Annotated in this window: 15 protein-coding genes; 2 read left to right on the forward strand and 13 right to left on the reverse strand. The window is 57.5% G+C overall.

What is annotated here, in order from left to right; all coding sequences use genetic code 11:
• Nucleotides 1–5: 5 nt before the first annotated feature.
• From eutA to maeB, 13 genes are all read right to left on the reverse strand, one after another.
• Entirely contained in the window at nt 6–1,409 is a 1,404-nt protein-coding gene (eutA, locus tag ACLJZ5_RS16525) for an ethanolamine ammonia-lyase reactivating factor EutA (RefSeq protein WP_024797858.1), read from the reverse strand.
• Nucleotides 1,406–2,632 carry an ethanolamine utilization protein EutH gene (gene eutH, locus ACLJZ5_RS16530; protein ID WP_000512359.1) on the reverse strand — a complete coding sequence of 409 codons (1,227 nt, stop codon included), beginning with the start codon at nt 2,630–2,632 and terminating at the stop codon, nt 1,406–1,408. Before eutH ends, eutA begins: the two co-directional genes overlap by 4 nt.
• A gap of 119 nt (nt 2,633–2,751) precedes the next feature.
• A complete protein-coding gene (gene eutG, locus ACLJZ5_RS16535; protein ID WP_024797859.1) occupies nt 2,752–3,939 on the reverse strand; it encodes an ethanolamine utilization ethanol dehydrogenase EutG in 1,188 nt (395 codons plus the stop codon).
• Nucleotides 3,929–4,768 (reverse strand): ethanolamine utilization protein EutJ, encoded by an 840-nt coding sequence (eutJ, locus tag ACLJZ5_RS16540; RefSeq protein ID WP_000312756.1) that lies wholly within the window; start codon nt 4,766–4,768, stop codon nt 3,929–3,931. The genes eutG and eutJ overlap by 11 nt, the downstream gene beginning before the upstream one ends.
• Nucleotides 4,769–4,778: 10 nt before the next feature.
• Nucleotides 4,779–6,182, reverse strand: coding sequence for an aldehyde dehydrogenase family protein (locus ACLJZ5_RS16545; RefSeq protein WP_024797860.1), 1,404 nt, complete (start codon nt 6,180–6,182; stop codon nt 4,779–4,781).
• Between the two features lie 11 nt (nt 6,183–6,193).
• Nucleotides 6,194–6,481, reverse strand: coding sequence for an ethanolamine utilization microcompartment protein EutN (gene eutN, locus ACLJZ5_RS16550; RefSeq protein ID WP_001522340.1), 288 nt, complete (start codon nt 6,479–6,481; stop codon nt 6,194–6,196).
• Nucleotides 6,482–6,593: 112 nt separating this feature from the next.
• Nucleotides 6,594–6,884 (reverse strand): ethanolamine utilization microcompartment protein EutM, encoded by a 291-nt coding sequence (eutM, locus tag ACLJZ5_RS16555; RefSeq protein WP_000387716.1) that lies wholly within the window; start codon nt 6,882–6,884, stop codon nt 6,594–6,596.
• A gap of 40 nt (nt 6,885–6,924) precedes the next feature.
• Nucleotides 6,925–7,941, reverse strand: coding sequence for a phosphate acetyltransferase (gene pta / locus ACLJZ5_RS16560; RefSeq protein ID WP_024797861.1), 1,017 nt, complete (start codon nt 7,939–7,941; stop codon nt 6,925–6,927).
• On the reverse strand, nt 7,938–8,741 hold the full coding sequence (gene eutT, locus ACLJZ5_RS16565; protein WP_000997656.1) for an ethanolamine utilization cob(I)yrinic acid a,c-diamide adenosyltransferase EutT: 804 nt from the start codon (nt 8,739–8,741) through the stop codon (nt 7,938–7,940). The genes pta and eutT overlap by 4 nt, the downstream gene beginning before the upstream one ends.
• Nucleotides 8,738–9,427 (reverse strand): ethanolamine utilization acetate kinase EutQ, encoded by a 690-nt coding sequence (eutQ, locus tag ACLJZ5_RS16570; protein WP_001727052.1) that lies wholly within the window; start codon nt 9,425–9,427, stop codon nt 8,738–8,740. The genes eutT and eutQ overlap by 4 nt, the downstream gene beginning before the upstream one ends.
• On the reverse strand, nt 9,405–9,884 hold the full coding sequence (gene eutP, locus ACLJZ5_RS16575) for an ethanolamine utilization acetate kinase EutP (protein WP_024797862.1): 480 nt from the start codon (nt 9,882–9,884) through the stop codon (nt 9,405–9,407). Before eutP ends, eutQ begins: the two co-directional genes overlap by 23 nt.
• 12 nt (nt 9,885–9,896) lie before the next feature.
• The gene (gene eutS, locus ACLJZ5_RS16580) at nt 9,897–10,232 is read right to left on the reverse strand and encodes an ethanolamine utilization microcompartment protein EutS (protein ID WP_001031445.1); all 336 of its coding nucleotides are present in this window, start codon (nt 10,230–10,232) and stop codon (nt 9,897–9,899) included.
• Nucleotides 10,233–10,648: 416 nt separating this feature from the next.
• Entirely contained in the window at nt 10,649–12,928 is a 2,280-nt protein-coding gene (gene maeB, locus ACLJZ5_RS16585) for an NADP-dependent oxaloacetate-decarboxylating malate dehydrogenase (RefSeq protein WP_000344299.1), read from the reverse strand.
• 271 nt (nt 12,929–13,199) lie between these two features.
• Here maeB and tal point away from each other — a divergent pair, with 271 nt between their 5' ends.
• Together tal and tkt are read left to right on the forward strand one after the other, a co-directional pair.
• Nucleotides 13,200–14,150, forward strand: a complete 951-nt coding sequence (gene tal, locus ACLJZ5_RS16590) for a transaldolase (RefSeq protein ID WP_001072443.1) — start codon at nt 13,200–13,202, stop codon at nt 14,148–14,150.
• Between the two features lie 19 nt (nt 14,151–14,169).
• Nucleotides 14,170–16,170, forward strand: a complete 2,001-nt coding sequence (tkt, locus tag ACLJZ5_RS16595) for a transketolase (RefSeq protein ID WP_000087326.1) — start codon at nt 14,170–14,172, stop codon at nt 16,168–16,170.
• Nucleotides 16,171–16,227 lie beyond the last annotated feature (57 nt).

The raw sequence follows: 16,227 nt of genomic DNA on the forward strand, positions 1-16,227 counted from the left end.
TTCCCTCAGGAAGGAAATGCGAGTGATTTCACCGTCACCGGCACAACCGATCCGCCAAAAAGAGGCGTACCAATGTCGATATAGTCTCCCGCCCGCACGACCACCTCATCGATGACCGCCAGCGGAAGTTGCGGTAACTGTGGGCGCAATAACATGCCCAGCGCTTTACCAAAATCCTGCTCGGCCACCACCAGCAGGGGATGTGGATTGGGATAACGCGCGACAAAAGCCGTCAGCGCGTTGATGACCGTGAGTAATGCGGCGTAACGCACCGGAAGCGTGGCGGGAAGCGCCAGCACGTAAGCGTCGGTTTGCGGGTCGAGATCAAGCTGGAGAAGCGCCTGCCGCCAGGCGTTCACCAGATCGGCGTCATCCTGCGGGATCGCCACCGGCAGGTTGCGCAGCGGCAGTTGGACGTCTTCCAGCCAGATAGTACTGCCGGAAAGCGAGAGCGTATGGGCCCCAGCGCCAATCACCGTGGCGCGCACGGTTTGCGCCGGAAACTGCACGTTCATCTCGCGCAGACGCGGGTGCTCATGCAGCGCGGTCGCCAGCAGCGGCCCGATATCAGAAAAGCAGAACGGGTCGGCAGGTTGGTTGCGGTAGCATTCACCTACCCCACCGGACAACGTAATCACTTCCGGCTTCACGCTCGCAGGCAGCAGACCGGTTTGCATCAGCGCCTGCGCCAGTGGTGACAGCGTGCCGTCAATCACCTCCACAATTAGCGTCGCCATGCGTCTTGCTACCTGGACCAGTTGTGCGGCGTTGAGCGTTCGGGCGTCAAAGCCCGGACCAAATACGTCATCGACAATCATCTGTCCCGGCTGATGCGCATGCACCACGCGCCCCTGAGCGTCGGTTTCCAGCAGGCGACCACCGACGTTAAGGCAGGCGGTGCCGCTGACTTTTCCCGCGTCAAACAGCGCGTAGTTAGACGTGCCGCCGCCGATATCAATATTCAGCACCCGGCACATCCGCTGCTCAGACAAGCTTTGCGCTCCGGCGCCGTGACCGGCAATGACTGATTCCAGATGCGGCCCAGCGCTGGCGACCACAAAGTCGCCCAGCGACTGCGAGAGCGTCATGACCGCCGGACGGGCGTTGCGGGTTTTGGCGCTTTCGCCGGTGATAATGATAGCCCCTGAGTCCACCGATTCAGGCGCGATGCCTGCGGCCTGATACTGGGCCAGAATCAGCGCTTTAAGTTCGGCCTCTTTCAGACCGCCCTGCTTATCCACGGGCGTAAAGAAGACCGGGCTTTGCCAGCTAATGTCGCGTTTGATGAATTCGTAGCGCGGCACCTGCGACACCGCCGCACGGTTAACCAACTCCAGGCGCGAGAAGATCACCTGCGTGGTGGTGGTGCCGATATCGATACCGACGCTCAGTAGCTGGCGAGTGTTCACGATTGCGCCTCCGCTTCGGTTTTCACCTGGGCGGCGTCATCTTTCGGCACCAGCATCATCGCCACGCCAATCGCCGTCACACCGCCGATCAGCTTGCCGACAATCATCGGGAAGATCATGGCGTTCATATTCGCGGCGGCGAAGCCTAAATGGTCGCCCAGCGCGAACGCCGCAGAGACGGCAAATGCGCAGTTAATCACTTTGCCGCGGGTATCCATCTGCTTCATCATGCCGAACATGGGGATATTGTTCGCCAGGGTCGCTACCATGCCTGCCGCCGCAATATTATTTACGTTCAGCAGCTTACCAACATTCATCAACGGTTTTTCAAACCAGCGGGTCAGTAACAGCACCATCGGATACGCGCCGAGCAGCACGCAGGAGATAGAGCCGATCACTTCAATGGCGCGCATCACTTCGCCGGGTTTGTCGCCTGGCGCCATAAAGATCGGGTCGAGCCCCGGAATCAACTCCCAGCCCAACAGGAATTTAACCACCGCAGCCGCCAGACCGATGGTGATCAGCGCCACCAGAAATTTGGCGAAAATCTGGAAACCGTTGATCATTTTTTCCGGGATGAACTTCAGCCCCAGCGCTACCAGCACCGCGACGATCAATACCGGGATCATGTTCATCAGGATCAGCGCGAAGGTAAACTCCACTGGCTGACCATTGATCTGCACGCCTGAGTACATGGCGATCAATCCCCCCGCAATGCAGCCAATGGGAATGGTGACGATACCCGCCAGTACGCCAAGCGCCAGGTAGCGGCGGTCAGACGGTTCGATAATGCCGAGCGCCACCGGAATGGAGAACACAATGGTCGGCCCCATCATCGACCCAAGTATTAATCCTGAGTATAGCCACGCCGCGACATCACCGCCGGCCAGCTCTTTGGCGAGGAAGAACCCGCCCATATCACAGGCCAGCAGCGTACCCGCGAACATGGATGGGTTCGCGCCCAGCATTTCGTATACCGGGATAATAACCGGCCCCAGTACATGCGCCAGCACCGGCGCCAGCGCGGTCATACCGACCATCGCCAGTCCCAACGCGCCCATCGCCATAAAGCCCTCTTCAAACTGGCCGCCAGACCCCTCGATACTCTTGCCGAATTTACCGAGAAAGCGCGCCGACCCGCCGAACTGTGACAGGATTCTGTCCACGGCGGCAATCAGCATAAAGAACATCATGATGTACATGATGATTTCGTTAATTCCCATAGCCCTTACTCCCTGCCATTTATGATTTGTAGGCCGGATAAGACGTTTACGTCGCCTCCGGCATTAACGCCGTGTTATTGCCGGATGGCGGTGCGAGCACCTTATCCGGCCTACAGGCATTACCCGGCAGCCGCGTACAGGTCGATAATCTGTGCCTGTGTGGCGGTGCGTGGGTTACTGCGCAGACAAATATCCTCCAGCGCGGCTTGCGCCCACGCGCTGTAGTGTTCGGTTTTGGCGCCAGCGTCAGCCAGCCGTTTGCTCTGTCCCACTTCGGCAATCAGCTCGCACACCGCCGCAATCGCATCGCGATCGTCCGATTTCTTATTGGTTAACGCCCGACCGATTTGACTGAAGCGCTCGCGGCATACCATCCGGTTAAAGCCCATGACTGTTGGCAGCAGCATGGCGTTGGCCTGGCCGTGCGGAATATGCAGCGCCGCCCCTGGCTGGTGCGCCATCGCATGACACAGCCCCAGACCAGCGCTGGAAAAGGCCATTCCCGCCATACAGGAGGCCAGCAACATATTTTCACGCGCCGCCAGATCGTGGCCGTAACCCACGGCTTTCGGCAGCGATTTGCCAATCATCGCTATCGCGCCAATCGCCAGGCTGTCGGTAAACGGCGTGGCGTTGAGCGCGCTGTAGGCCTCAATCGCATGCGTCAACGCATCGATACCGGTCATTGCCGTCACATTTGGCGGAACGCCTTCGGTCACGGCAGCATCAAGAATCGCCACATCCGGCATTAGTGACGCGTGTGCCAGCACCTGCTTGCGCCCGCTGACCGCGTCGATAATCACCGTCACGTTGGTGGTTTCTGAACCGGTTCCGGCGGTGGTCGGCACCGCAATCAGCGGCAGACGCGGGCGTAATGTACTGCGCTCGGTTATGGCGCTCAGCGTCTGGTCAGGGTTAGTCACCAGCAGGGCGACCGCTTTCGCCGCGTCCAGCACCGAACCGCCGCCAAAGGCCACTACGCCGTCGCACGCCGCCTCACGCAGTTGCGCGACCGCCGCGCAGACGTCGGTGATGCACGGCTCGCCTGGCGGACACGGCCAGACCGTCATCGCCACGCCTTTCATCGCCAGGCTGCGTGCCAGCGGCGCGGTCATTCCCGCCTGATGCAGGAAGCTGTCGACCATCACAAACAGATGGCTTACGCCTCGCGCTTGCGCTTCCTGTCCACAGGCGCCGAGCGCCCCAAGTCCGCACAGCGTGACCGGCGGTACGCTGAACGTTTTCACCCGTTGCAGATTCAGGGTGTCGAATGCCTGAAATAGCGCCGTCTGTAGTTCAGCTTGCATAGAGTCCCTCCGCTTTCGCTCTCCCGCTGTTGGCTATCGCCAGCGGGGTCATAAACAGGCTGTGCTGCGGCAAATGCACCTGTAACTCCGGGAAACGCTGGCGAAATAACGCCTCCACGCCCGGCTGCATACAGGAACCGCCCGCCAGCCATAAATCAGCAATTCCTTGCCCTTCAATGTGGCGAGCAACGATTTCCGCCATTTTTTCGTACACCGGCTTCACTACCGGCCAAATCTCCTGCGCATTGCTGCGCTTGTACTGTTCCGCCTCTTCCAGGGGAATACGGCGGTTGCCCGCCAGCGTCAGGGAGATATGGTGCCCGCCAGTGGCTTCATCGGCGGAGTAAGTCACCTTGCCCTGTTTGACGATGGCAATGCCGGTAGTGCCGCCGCCAATATCCACCACGCCTGCATTATCAAGCGCCAGCAGATCCGCTACCGCCGTCGGTTCATCCAGTACGTGGCTGACTTCTAACCCGGCAGACTCCAGCACGTTGATCGAAATACGCGGGTCGGTGCCCGGCGGGAACGAGGTCGCCGCGTGGGTAAAGCGGCAGCCGAGCTGCTGTTCAAGGGTGTCGAGATGGCGGCGCACGAGGGTGACGGCGCCGAAGAAATCCCAGACGATGCCGTCACGCACAACGTCGGCCCAGTCAAGGCACACCGCCACCGGCTGGGCGTTGCCGTCGACCACCATCGACACCACGTCGCAGGTGCCCAAATCGACGCCCAGCCACAGCGGCGCGTCGCTGGCGGCGGGCGTCTGGTTACACAGGGCCGCCGCTTTTTGCAGTCTTGGGGTGAGCCAGAGTTGTTCGTCGTACGCCATGAGTCATCCCTTATACAATGCGAAACGCATCCACCAGCACGCATCGACGCAGCCGCACAAAGGTACGCGCGCTGGTCACGCCTTCGCCGGTTGGCGTGGTGATGGTCATGGTGGTCCAGCCTTCTCCGCCCAATCCAAGCCCGGCAATGCACGGCCCGTTTTTGACGAAAATGCTGGTGTCGATGGCGTTCGCCATCTGGTTCATGTTGTCGATATTGCGCGAGTGCATCGCCGCCGTATGGTGGCAACCGCCTTCAAGTTGTACCGCCAGGGCGATGGCTTCTTCGACGTTGGCGACCCGCACCACCGGCAGTACCGGCATCATCATTTCAGTGACGGCAAACGGATGGTTGGCTGGCGTTACCACAAACAGCAGGCGCGTTTGATCCGGGACGTTCAGGCCGATGGCTGCGGCAATCTTGCCCGCGTCACGACCGACCCAGTCACGGCTGACGGTGCCTTTGCCGCGTTCATCGATATTCTTCAGCAGCACCGGCTGGAGCTGTTCGGCCTGAGCGGCGGTCAGTTTCACCGCGTGCTGACCTTCCATCAGACGCATCAGCTCGTCGGCGACGCTATCCACCACAATCAGCACTTTTTCGTCGGCACAGATGATGTTGTTATCAAACGACGCGCCTTTGACGATGGATTGTGCAGCGCGCGGCAGGTCGGCGGTCTCATCCACCACCACCGGGGGATTACCGGCACCGGCGGCGATCAGGCGTTTATTAGTATGTTTACGCGCCGCGTCCACCACCGCTTCGCCGCCAGTCACCACCAGCAGGCCAATACCGGGATACTTGAACAGCCGCTGGGCGGTTTCGATATCCGGGTTCGCCACGGTGACCAGCAAATTTTCCGGGCCACCGGCGGCGACCACCGCCTGATTGAGGAGGGTGATTGCCCGCTGAGAGACCTTTTTCGCCGCCGGATGCGGGGCAAACACGACGCTGTTGCCTGCGGCAATCAGGCTGATGGCGTTATTAATCACCGTCGCCGCCGGATTGGTGGACGGCGTGACCGAGGCCACCACGCCCCACGGCGCATTTTCAATCAGCGTCAGGCCGTTATCGCCGGTCAGCACCTGCGGAGATAAACACTCGACGCCCGGCGTGCCGCGCGCCTGCGCCACGTTTTTAGCAAATTTATCGTCAACGCGTCCCATGCCGGTTTCGCTGACGGCAAGCTCCGCTAATTCTCGGGCGTGTTTTTCGCCCGCCTCGCGAATGGCATGAATAGCAAGCTGGCGCATCGCCACGCTCTTCAGCCCCTGCTGGGCCCGTTTTGCTGCCGCCACTGCGTCATCCAGGGAGGCAAAAACGCCCATCTCATGAACAGTGCTGGCCGGCTGGCTGCTGTCTTTCATTTTCAGCAGTACCGCTTTCACCACCTGTTCAATATCCTGTTGATTCATGATGTTCAGTCCTATTTATGGAAAACCACTTTCCCGCCAGCCACCACTTCATCGACGATGCCAATGACGCACAGATCGACCGGTGATAATTCGCTGCGATGCGCCTGGCGTGCGGAACTGCCGCTGACCAGCAGTACCCACTCTCCGGTTCCCGCCCCGATACTGTCGATAGCGACGGCACACTGCCCGTCGGGGTTGCCCTGGGCATCGATCATTTCCACCATCAGCAATTTGTCATGCGCCAGTCCCTGATGGCGGACGGTACATACGATTTGTCCTGTGACGACTGCCAGTTTCATATCCGCCTCCATGGATTGCCCGTTGGGTCGTAGGCCTTGAATCTGCGCACCATCAGGCAATGGCGCGCATTCATGCCGGATGGCGACGCTGCGCGTCTTATCCGGCCTACCATCAAATGTTGCTGTCGCCTTTGAAGCTGATCGGGAACACTTCTTCCAGATCGCCGTGCGGGCGTGGAATCACGTGTACGGAGACCAGCTCGCCAATGCGCTGCGCCGCAGCGGCGCCAGCATCGGTTGCGGCTTTGCACGCCGCCACGTCGCCACGCACCATGGCCGTACACAGGCCACCGCCAATCTGCTTCACGCCGACCAGCTTCACGCGTGCGGCTTTTACCATCGCATCGGAGGCCTCAATCAGCGCAACCAGGCCCCGGGTTTCAATCATTCCTAATGCTTCCATCGTGTTTTCCTCTCATTAAAGGGGTCCAGAACGGGACCGTTCATTCAACCAGTGTGTGTAAGCTGCGTTCGCGGCTCACGTCAGCCTGGCGCGGCACGGCTGCCACCAACGCCAGTTCGATAATTTCCTGCACGCTACAGCCTCGGGAGAGATCGTGCATCGGCGCGGCAAGCCCCTGAATTAGCGGCCCAACCGCGCGATAGCCTCCCAGACGCTGAGCTATTTTGTAGCCAATATTGCCCGCCTCCAGCGACGGGAAAATCATCACGTTGGCGCGGCCTTGCAGCGGGCTGTCAGGCGCTTTTTGCGCGGCGACCTCCGGGACGAAAGCGGCGTCAAACTGCAATTCACCGTCCACAAGCAGTTGCGGCGCACGTTCGCGAACGAGCTCTGTCGCCTGCTGCACGTTGGCAACATTGGGGTGACGGGCGCTGCCGTTGCTTGAAAATGACAGCATCGCCACGCGCGGCTCTTCGCCGGTAATGGCCTGCCAGGTGTCGGCGCTGGCGATAGCGATATCCGCCAGCTGCGCCGCCGTCGGCTGCGGCACTACGCTGCAATCGGCGAACCCTAATGCCGGACCGGCATACTGCGGCAGCATCAGGAAAATAGACGACAATGTTTTGCACCCGGGTTGCAGGCCAATCACCCGCAGCCCTGCGCGCAGCACATTCGCCGTTGACGACAGGTTGCCTGCGATACACACATCAGCCTCACCGGCGCTCACCATGGCGGCAGCGAACATCAGCGGGTCGCTAAGCTTTTCCACTGCGTCCGGCGGCGTTTTTTCTCCGGCACGGGCAAGCCAGCGTTGCGCAAAACGCTGGCGCATACTCAGGTTGCTGTGTGGGTCGATGACCTGAATGCCATCCATCGCCATACGATGACTCAGGGCAAACTGACGCAGCGCAAACGGACTGGCGACCAGAACGGGGCGAGCCAGACCGCACTGTTGCAGGTAATGCGCCGCTTTCAGCACGCGTTCGTCCAGCGCATCGGGAAAGACGACTCTGGCGGGGGCGCGTACCGCCAGTTCGCGGGCGCGTTCAATGATCATGGCTTCTCTCCCAACCGTTGTTGAATTTGGGCGACCGTCAGCGGATGTTTCGCCACGCTCAAAATCATCATCACGTAAACCGTGCTGGAGAGTCGGTTCAGCGCCTGTAAAATGTCCGGGCGCAAGACCTCAAAACTACGGGTAATAAACACTTGTGCGGCGAGGGTTTCCGTTTCGCGGACTTTGGTTCGCAGCAGATTAAGCAGCGCCGCATCGCGACCGTGGCTGGCCTCCGGCACCAGGTGATCGTGGTCGAGATAGCGCAGCGGCTGGTGGGAAAGCCGATGCAGCTCATCCTCGTTCAGCCCGACGATAGACTGCGCCGCCAGCGGTTCATCTATAGCGTCGGCGCGCATAATGTTGCCCAGCCGCGAGCGGATATCGAAAAGCCACGGCTGCCAGGGTTCCGCCAGTTCGATTTGTAGCCACACGGTCAGTGCGATGGCGCTGTCGAGCGCGGCGCGAAAGCCGAGGCGCGGGTCACTTTTGGCGACCATTTTGTCCGCCGTCAGATGGGTCAGCGTATCGGGCTTTTTCACCACCGGCTGGCGGCACAGTTCACAGCAGGCCTGTGGGTGCGTATCGCTACTGGTTAAGCCATGTACCGGCTGCGGCTGCTGTTCGTCATCATCGACAAACAGCCGACCTTGCGGATCCAGAAACTTAATGCGCAGGCGACGACTTTCCAGCAGTTCCCGGGCCGAGGGCGTCAGTCGTGCATCAGCGGGCAGATGGATCTCCGATCCTTCGCTGAGCGTATGATTCGCTCTGAGCCACGTTTCGGTGATGAAATCGTTCATACGGATTGCCAGTTCGCAGGCCAGGCGACGTACAGAAAGCGCACGGACGTTGGCGTGCCAAATTCAATGCTGGAGCCTTTAGGGATGAACATGACATCTCCGGCTTTGGCAATCATGGTTTCGCCTTCATGGCGTACGTGCAATTCGCCCTCCAGCACCATGTCGATTTCGTCGTAGTTCAGCGTCCACGGGAAAAAAGCGTTGTCCCACTGCATAAACCCGGCGGCCATGCTGCTGCCATCCTGCTCTGTAACCAGATCGGTTAAGCCGACGCAGTGCGGTTCGGCGCCGTCGAAGCGGCCAAATTTCACGCTGCTGCCGTCAATGACTTTCACGCCGCCTTTACCCGTGACGGAGGTAAAGCTCGGCTGCATCGTCCCCAGTTCCAGCGACTGCTTTTCCTTGAGCACTTTTTCCATCAACTGCGCCACCAGGCTTTCAGTAAACTGCCCTTCCGGGAGCTGCGCGATGATGGCTTCCCGAATGCGCTGGCTTTCGCTTTTACACACCTGCGCCGATGTGGATGCCGGGACGGGCTCGTCGCATTCGGTAATCGTGAAGCCCAGTAGTTCCGCCACTTCGCGAGCCTCCGGGGTAATAATGCTGGCGCGCAGCACTACCGACATCGCCTGTTCGCCGCGGGCGTGGGCCGCACGAATATCGTTAGCTGTGATAAGTTTTTTCACCTGCCTCTTCCTCCTGTTCACTGAGAGCTGCCAGATAATCCACCAACTGCCGCACGCTTTGCGGGTCGTGGCCGTTGAGCTCGAAAATCGGCTCCCGGAACCCAATCTCGCAAAGCAACTGCCGCGTAGCGGCGACGTCGGCATCCGGCATGTCCGTTTTGCTGATAACGGCGATATGTCGTTTACGGGTTCCAACATCCAATAACCCGGCAGGTAAGCGACTTTCTTTATCGTTTGCCGCGTGGACATAAATCAGCGTGTCCACATCCTGCAACGTGGTAATTAAGGCGTGATACCAACGGGGATGGCTAAAATATTCACCCGGCGTATCGATATCGCCATGATCATTAAATTCCACGGCCTGCGTTTTTCTGGCGAGGGAATAATTTCCCCGTAACGCGTTAAAAAGCGTTGTCTTTCCGGCGCCGACCACGCCGACAAAAGCAATACGTTTCATTACCGCCACCAATTAACTTTTTGTTAACTCACACAGGGTAAAGTTTAATAATCGCCCCAGCCCGCTGACCGTCTGTAATAGCGCTTCTTCTACTGCGCCGACGGTGCCATAAATCACCAGCGCACCGCTAAATCTGTCGAGAAAACCGATGTGTACATCCGCAGCCTTCATCGCTAAATCGCCAGCGATCATGGCCGTTTCTCCCGGAGTTAAGGTCATAATGCCAATCGCGCCAGCATCGGGAACGCCGATCTTTTTCGCCAGTTCTTCACCAGGGTGCGCAATGAGATGCGCCAGCGTGACCTGTTTGCCCGGCACAAATTCCTGAATAATGCGTTCTTTATTCATTGCTCACCGTCTCCACTGAAACTGCCGCCATCGTGGCAATTTTTTGTCGGAGTAAATAACAAAATTCGGCAAGGTGATGTAAAAAGTGAGGTAGATCACTAAGAGAAAGAAAATAAAAGGGACTTCTGTCGAAGGTGTTAACGATAAATATCGTGGTGCATCACATTTTCAGGCGTCATTCTGAATTTAAGCCTGTTCCGCAATAAATACCCACCGGCTATTCTTTGTATTACTACTATTGATAAAAATAATGCGTATCACTCGATTTGTGCATAGTACAGATTCAGTGAAATAAGTAGGGGTAACGCAATAGGTTCCAGAATATCCCCACCCGAGCCTTTCATACCATGGCGAAGCCCAGCGGCGCATAAAAAAAGCGCAGGAGAACCTGCGCCAGAAGAGAGAGTAATGCGTTATTAAAGCGGCGTGGTTTGCGCTTCAACTACCGCTAACGCCACCATATTCACGATACGGCGTACAGAGGCGATCGGCGTTAATACATGTACCGGTTTAGACACGCCCATCAGGACCGGGCCGACCGTGACGCCTTCGGAACTGGAGACGCGGAGTAAGTTGTAACTAATGCGGGCGGCTTCCATATTCGGCATCACCAGAATATTGGCGGCACCCTTCAGCGGGCTATCCGGCATCCGGTCATTACGAATACTTTCCACCAACGCCGCATCACCGTGCATCTCACCGTCAATCATCAGATCGGGCGCTCGTTCGCGTACCCGCTCAAGGGTTTCGCGCATTTTGCTGGCGGACAGCGAATTTGAGGAACCAAAGTTAGAGTGCGACAACAGCGCAACTTTCGGCTCAATACCAAAGCGGCGAACGGTTTCCGCCGCCATTACGGCGATCTCCGCCAACTGTTCCGGCGTGGGATCTTCGTTAACATAAGTATCGGCAATAAAAGTGTTGCCGCTTGGCAGCAGTAAGGCGTTCATCGCCCCTGCCGTATGCACGCCGTCACGGTAGCCAAAGACGGCTTTCACTACGCTGAAATGCTCATGGTAGTCGCCGATGGTGCCGCAGATCATCGCATCCGCTTCCCCACGCTGCACCATGATCGCGCCAATGGCCGTATGGTTGCCGATCATCGCACGCTGCGCCTGTTCCTGAGTTACCCCGCGACGCTTCATGATCTGGTAATACTCGCTCCAGTACTCTTTGAAGCGCGGATCGGATTCATTATTCACGATCTCGAAATCAACGCCCGCTTTGATCTGTAACCCCAGTTTCTGGATACGCATTTCGATCACGCTCGGACGCCCGATCAGGATGGGCTTCGCCAGCCCCAGGGTGATCAACTCCTGGGTTGCGTGCAGCACGCGCGCCTCTTCCCCTTCCGGCAGCACTACGCGCTTCGGATCTTTGCGTGCCTGCGAGAAGATCGGCTTCATGAACAGGTTGGTTTTGTAGACAAACTCGGTCAGTTTATCGATATAGGCATCAAAGTCAGCAATCGGGCGCGTCGCCACGCCGGAATCCATTGCCGCTTTCGCGACCGCCGGAGCGATTTTGACAATCAGACGCGGGTCAAACGGTTTCGGAATAATGTATTCCGGCCCAAAGCTCAGGTCCTGATCGCCATAGGCCGAGGCCACCACTTCGCTCTGTTCGGCGTGCGCCAGCTCGGCAATCGCACGGACCGCCGCCAGTTTCATCTCTTCGTTGATCGCCGTCGCGCCGACGTCCAGTGCGCCGCGGAAGATAAACGGGAAGCACAATACGTTGTTCACCTGGTTCGGATAGTCGGAACGACCGGTACAGATGATGGCGTCCGGACGCACTTCTTTCGCCAGCGGCGGCAGAATTTCCGGTTCCGGGTTAGCCAGCGCCAGAATCATTGGCGCGCGGGCCATTTTCTTCACCATCTCCTGAGTCAGCACTTTCGGGCCTGAACAGCCGAGGAAAATATCCGCGCCGTCAATGACCTCATCCAGCGTGCGCTTGCCGCTGTCGTCTACCGCATAGGCCGCTTTGGTCTCCGCCATATTCGGCTCACGGCCTTTGTAAATAACGCCCTTAGAGTCGCACACCACGATGTTGTGCTTTTGCATCCCCAACGCGACCAGCAGGTTCATACAAGCGATTGCCGCCGCCCCTGCGCCGGAGACGACCATCCGCACGTCGGAAATATTTTTCTCTACGACTCGCAGGCCATTAAGAATGGCGGCCGTACTGATGATCGCCGTTCCGTGCTGATCGTCATGGAAAACCGGGATGTTCATGCGCTCGCGCAGTTTCTGCTCAATATAGAAACATTCCGGCGCTTTAATGTCTTCGAGGTTAATGCCGCCAAAGGTCGGCTCCAGCGCTGCGACCACATTGATAAATTTGTCCGGATCAAGCTCATCGACTTCAATGTCAAACACATCGATGCCGGCGAATTTTTTAAACAGAACGCCTTTGCCTTCCATGACCGGCTTGCCGGCCAGCGCGCCAATGTTGCCTAACCCCAGTACCGCTGTACCGTTGGAAATGACCGCGACAAGGTTGCCGCGCGCGGTGTATTTGTAGGCTGCCAGCGGATCTTTTTCGATTTCCAGGCAGGGCGCCGCCACGCCTGGCGAGTAAGCCAACGCCAGATCGCGTTGGGTGGCAAGGGGCTTAGTCGGAGAAACCTGAATTTTACCGGGTACCGGAAATTCGTGGAAATCAAGGGCGCTTTGTTTTAACTGCTCATCCATTTTGTTGTTCCTTTCACGTATCGTTCAAAAAGTGACGCGGCCTGGTGCGCCGCACATTATCACCGTACTGCGCAACACAAACTTTGAAGGTCTGCAAACTATCACGACGCGGCGCAAGAGTTTGTTATCAACTTATAACAGCCATGTTACCTGCTTATACCAGCAATACCATGCCTGTCTGCTATGCTTTTTGGTTATGTAGTGTATCAATCTTTCAGAAGTGTGAATCAACACACTCATCTAACACTTTACTTTTCAAGGAGTATTTCCTATGAACCAGCTAGACGGCATCAAACAATTCACTACCGTCGTCGCCGACAGCGGCGACATCGAGTCCATCCGCCACTACCAGCCGCAGGATGCCACAACAAATCCCTCTTTACTGCTGAAAGCCGCCGGGCTTGAGCAGTATGGTCATTTGATTGAGGATGCGATTGCCTGGGGAAAAAAACACGGCGGTACGCAGGAACAGCAGGTTGCGGCAGCCAGCGATAAACTGGCGGTCAATTTTGGCGCGGAAATACTGAAAAGTATTCCCGGTCGCGTCTCCACTGAAGTCGACGCGCGGTTATCATTCGATAAAGAAAAAAGTATCGAGAAAGCGCGCCATCTGGTGGATCTCTACCAGCAGCAGGGTATTGATAAATCGCGCATTCTGATCAAGCTCGCCGCAACCTGGGAAGGTATCCGCGCCGCCGGGCAGCTCGAAAAAGAAGGCATTAATTGCAACCTGACGTTGTTGTTCTCTTTTGCCCAGGCGCGCGCCTGCGCCGAAGCGGGCGTCTATTTGATCTCTCCGTTCGTGGGCCGAATTTACGACTGGTATCAGGCGCGTAGTCCGCTGGAGCCGTATGTCGTGGAGGAAGATCCCGGCGTGAAATCGGTACGCAATATCTACGATTACTTTAAACAGCATCGCTATGAAACCATCGTGATGGGCGCAAGTTTCCGCCGTACTGAGCAAATCCTCGCGCTAACCGGCTGCGATCGACTGACTATCTCCCCTAATCTGCTTAAAGAGCTGAAAGAAAAAGAAGAACCGGTGATCCGTAAACTGGTGCCTTCCTCGCAGATGTTCCACCGTCCTACGCCAATGACGGAAGCGGAGTTCCGCTGGGAACATAATCAGGACGCGATGGCCGTAGAGAAGCTGTCGGAAGGTATCCGTCTTTTTGCTGTTGACCAGCGCAAACTGGAAGACCTGCTTGCCGCCAAACTATAAACCTTGCATGGAGTGATTTATGTCCCGTAAAGACCTTGCCAATGCGATTCGTGCGCTGAGCATGGATGCCGTTCAAAAAGCCAATTCCGGGCACCCCGGCGCGCCGATGGGGATGGCGGATATCGCTGAAGTGCTATGGAACGATTTTCTTAAACATAACCCCACCGATCCGACCTGGTATGACCGTGATCGTTTTATCCTTTCCAACGGTCACGCCTCCATGCTGCTCTATAGTCTGCTGCATTTAACCGGTTATGACCTGCCGCTGGAGGAGCTAAAAAACTTCCGTCAACTGCACTCCAAAACGCCTGGTCACCCGGAGATTGGCTATACGCCCGGCGTTGAAACCACCACCGGGCCGCTGGGCCAGGGGCTGGCGAATGCCGTCGGGCTGGCGATTGCCGAGCGTACGTTAGGCGCACAGTTCAACCGGCCGGACCATGAGATTGTCGACCACTACACCTATGTCTTTATGGGCGACGGCTGTCTGATGGAGGGTATCTCGCATGAGGTGTGTTCGCTGGCTGGTACGCTGGGACTGGGCAAACTGATCGGCTTTTACGATCACAACGGCATCTCCATTGATGGCGAAACCGAAGGCTGGTTTACCGACGATACCGCCAAACGCTTTGAAGCCTACCACTGGCATGTCGTGCATGACATTGACGGGCACGATCCGGAGGCGGTGAAAAAAGCCATTCTCGAAGCCCAGAGCGTAAAAGATAAACCTTCGCTAATTATCTGTCGGACGGTGATAGGTTTTGGCTCACCGAATAAAGCCGGGAAGGAGGAGTCGCACGGCGCGGCGCTGGGCGAAGAAGAGGTGGCGCTGACCCGCCAGAAGCTGGGATGGCATCATCCGGCGTTTGAGATCCCAAAAGAGATTTACCGCGCGTGGGATGGCCGTGAAAAAGGCGAGAAAGCGCAGCAGCAGTGGCAGGAAAAGTTTGCTGCTTATGAGAAGGCTTATCCTGAGCTGGCCGCAGAGTTTACCCGCCGGATGAGCGGCGGATTGCCGGAGGCATGGGAATCCGCCACGCAAAAATTTATTAACGACTTGCAGGCTAATCCGGCCAAAATCGCCACCCGTAAAGCATCGCAAAATACGCTCAATGCCTATGGACCCCTGTTGCCGGAACTGTTGGGCGGATCGGCGGATCTGGCGCCGAGCAACCTGACTATCTGGAAAGGTTCGACCTCGTTGAAAGAGGATCCGGCAGGTAATTACATCCACTATGGCGTGCGCGAATTCGGCATGACCGCCATTGCCAACGGCATCGCCCACCACGGCGGCTTTGTACCGTATACCGCCACGTTTCTGATGTTTGTCGAATATGCGCGTAACGCGGCGCGTATGGCGGCCTTAATGAAAGCCCGGCAGATTATGGTCTATACCCACGACTCCATCGGTTTGGGCGAAGATGGCCCGACGCACCAGGCCGTGGAACAACTGGCGAGCCTGCGCTTAACGCCAAACTTCAGCACCTGGCGTCCCTGCGATCAGGTTGAGGCAGCAGTCGGCTGGAAGCTGGCCATTGAACGTCAGCACGGGCCGACGGCGTTGATTCTCTCGCGGCAGAATCTGGCGCAGGTGGAACGCACGCCGGAACAGGTGAAAGCAATTGCCCGCGGCGGTTATATTCTCAAAGATAGCGGCGGCAAGCCGGATATCATTCTGATCGCTACCGGATCGGAAATGGAAATTACCCTACAGGCAGCGGAAAAATTGACTGGCGAGGGGCATAACGTTCGCGTGGTGTCGTTGCCTTCAACGGATATTTTCGATGCGCAGGACGAGGCATATCGCGAATCAGTGCTACCGGCGCACGTGACCGCCCGCGTCGCGGTGGAAGCCGGTATAGCCGACTACTGGTATAAATATGTTGGCCTAAAAGGCGCAATTATCGGCATGACGGGATACGGTGAATCCGCCCCGGCTGACAAACTGTTCCCGTATTTTGGCTTTACCGTGGAAAATATTGTAGAAAAAGCCCGCCGGGTGCTGAATATCAAAGGCTAAGGCGAGCGTTAGCAACACAGACTTTGCACAGTCTGCAGACCTGTTCTGTAGGCTGTG

The organism is Salmonella sp. 5800, assembly GCF_046558195.1.
In the GTDB taxonomy this organism is placed as follows: domain Bacteria; phylum Pseudomonadota; class Gammaproteobacteria; order Enterobacterales; family Enterobacteriaceae; genus Salmonella; species Salmonella enterica.

Excerpts from the sequence above, each read along its gene's own strand:
- maeB (WP_000344299.1), bottom strand. The coding sequence starts at position 12,928 with ATGGATGAGCAGTTAAAACAAAGCGCCCTTGATTTCCACGAATTTCCG.
- eutN (WP_001522340.1), bottom strand. The coding sequence starts at position 6,481 with ATGAAACTGGCAGTCGTCACAGGACAAATCGTATGTACCGTCCGCCAT.
- tkt (WP_000087326.1), top strand. The coding sequence starts at position 14,170 with ATGTCCCGTAAAGACCTTGCCAATGCGATTCGTGCGCTGAGCATGGAT.
- ACLJZ5_RS16545 (WP_024797860.1), bottom strand. The coding sequence starts at position 6,182 with ATGAATCAACAGGATATTGAACAGGTGGTGAAAGCGGTACTGCTGAAA.
- eutM (WP_000387716.1), bottom strand. The coding sequence starts at position 6,884 with ATGGAAGCATTAGGAATGATTGAAACCCGGGGCCTGGTTGCGCTGATT.
- eutJ (WP_000312756.1), bottom strand. The coding sequence starts at position 4,768 with ATGGCGTACGACGAACAACTCTGGCTCACCCCAAGACTGCAAAAAGCG.
- eutG (WP_024797859.1), bottom strand. The coding sequence starts at position 3,939 with ATGCAAGCTGAACTACAGACGGCGCTATTTCAGGCATTCGACACCCTG.
- eutS (WP_001031445.1), bottom strand. The coding sequence starts at position 10,232 with ATGAATAAAGAACGCATTATTCAGGAATTTGTGCCGGGCAAACAGGTC.
- tal (WP_001072443.1), top strand. The coding sequence starts at position 13,200 with ATGAACCAGCTAGACGGCATCAAACAATTCACTACCGTCGTCGCCGAC.
- eutH (WP_000512359.1), bottom strand. The coding sequence starts at position 2,632 with ATGGGAATTAACGAAATCATCATGTACATCATGATGTTCTTTATGCTG.
- pta (WP_024797861.1), bottom strand. The coding sequence starts at position 7,941 with ATGATCATTGAACGCGCCCGCGAACTGGCGGTACGCGCCCCCGCCAGA.
- eutT (WP_000997656.1), bottom strand. The coding sequence starts at position 8,741 with ATGAACGATTTCATCACCGAAACGTGGCTCAGAGCGAATCATACGCTC.
- eutP (WP_024797862.1), bottom strand. The coding sequence starts at position 9,884 with ATGAAACGTATTGCTTTTGTCGGCGTGGTCGGCGCCGGAAAGACAACG.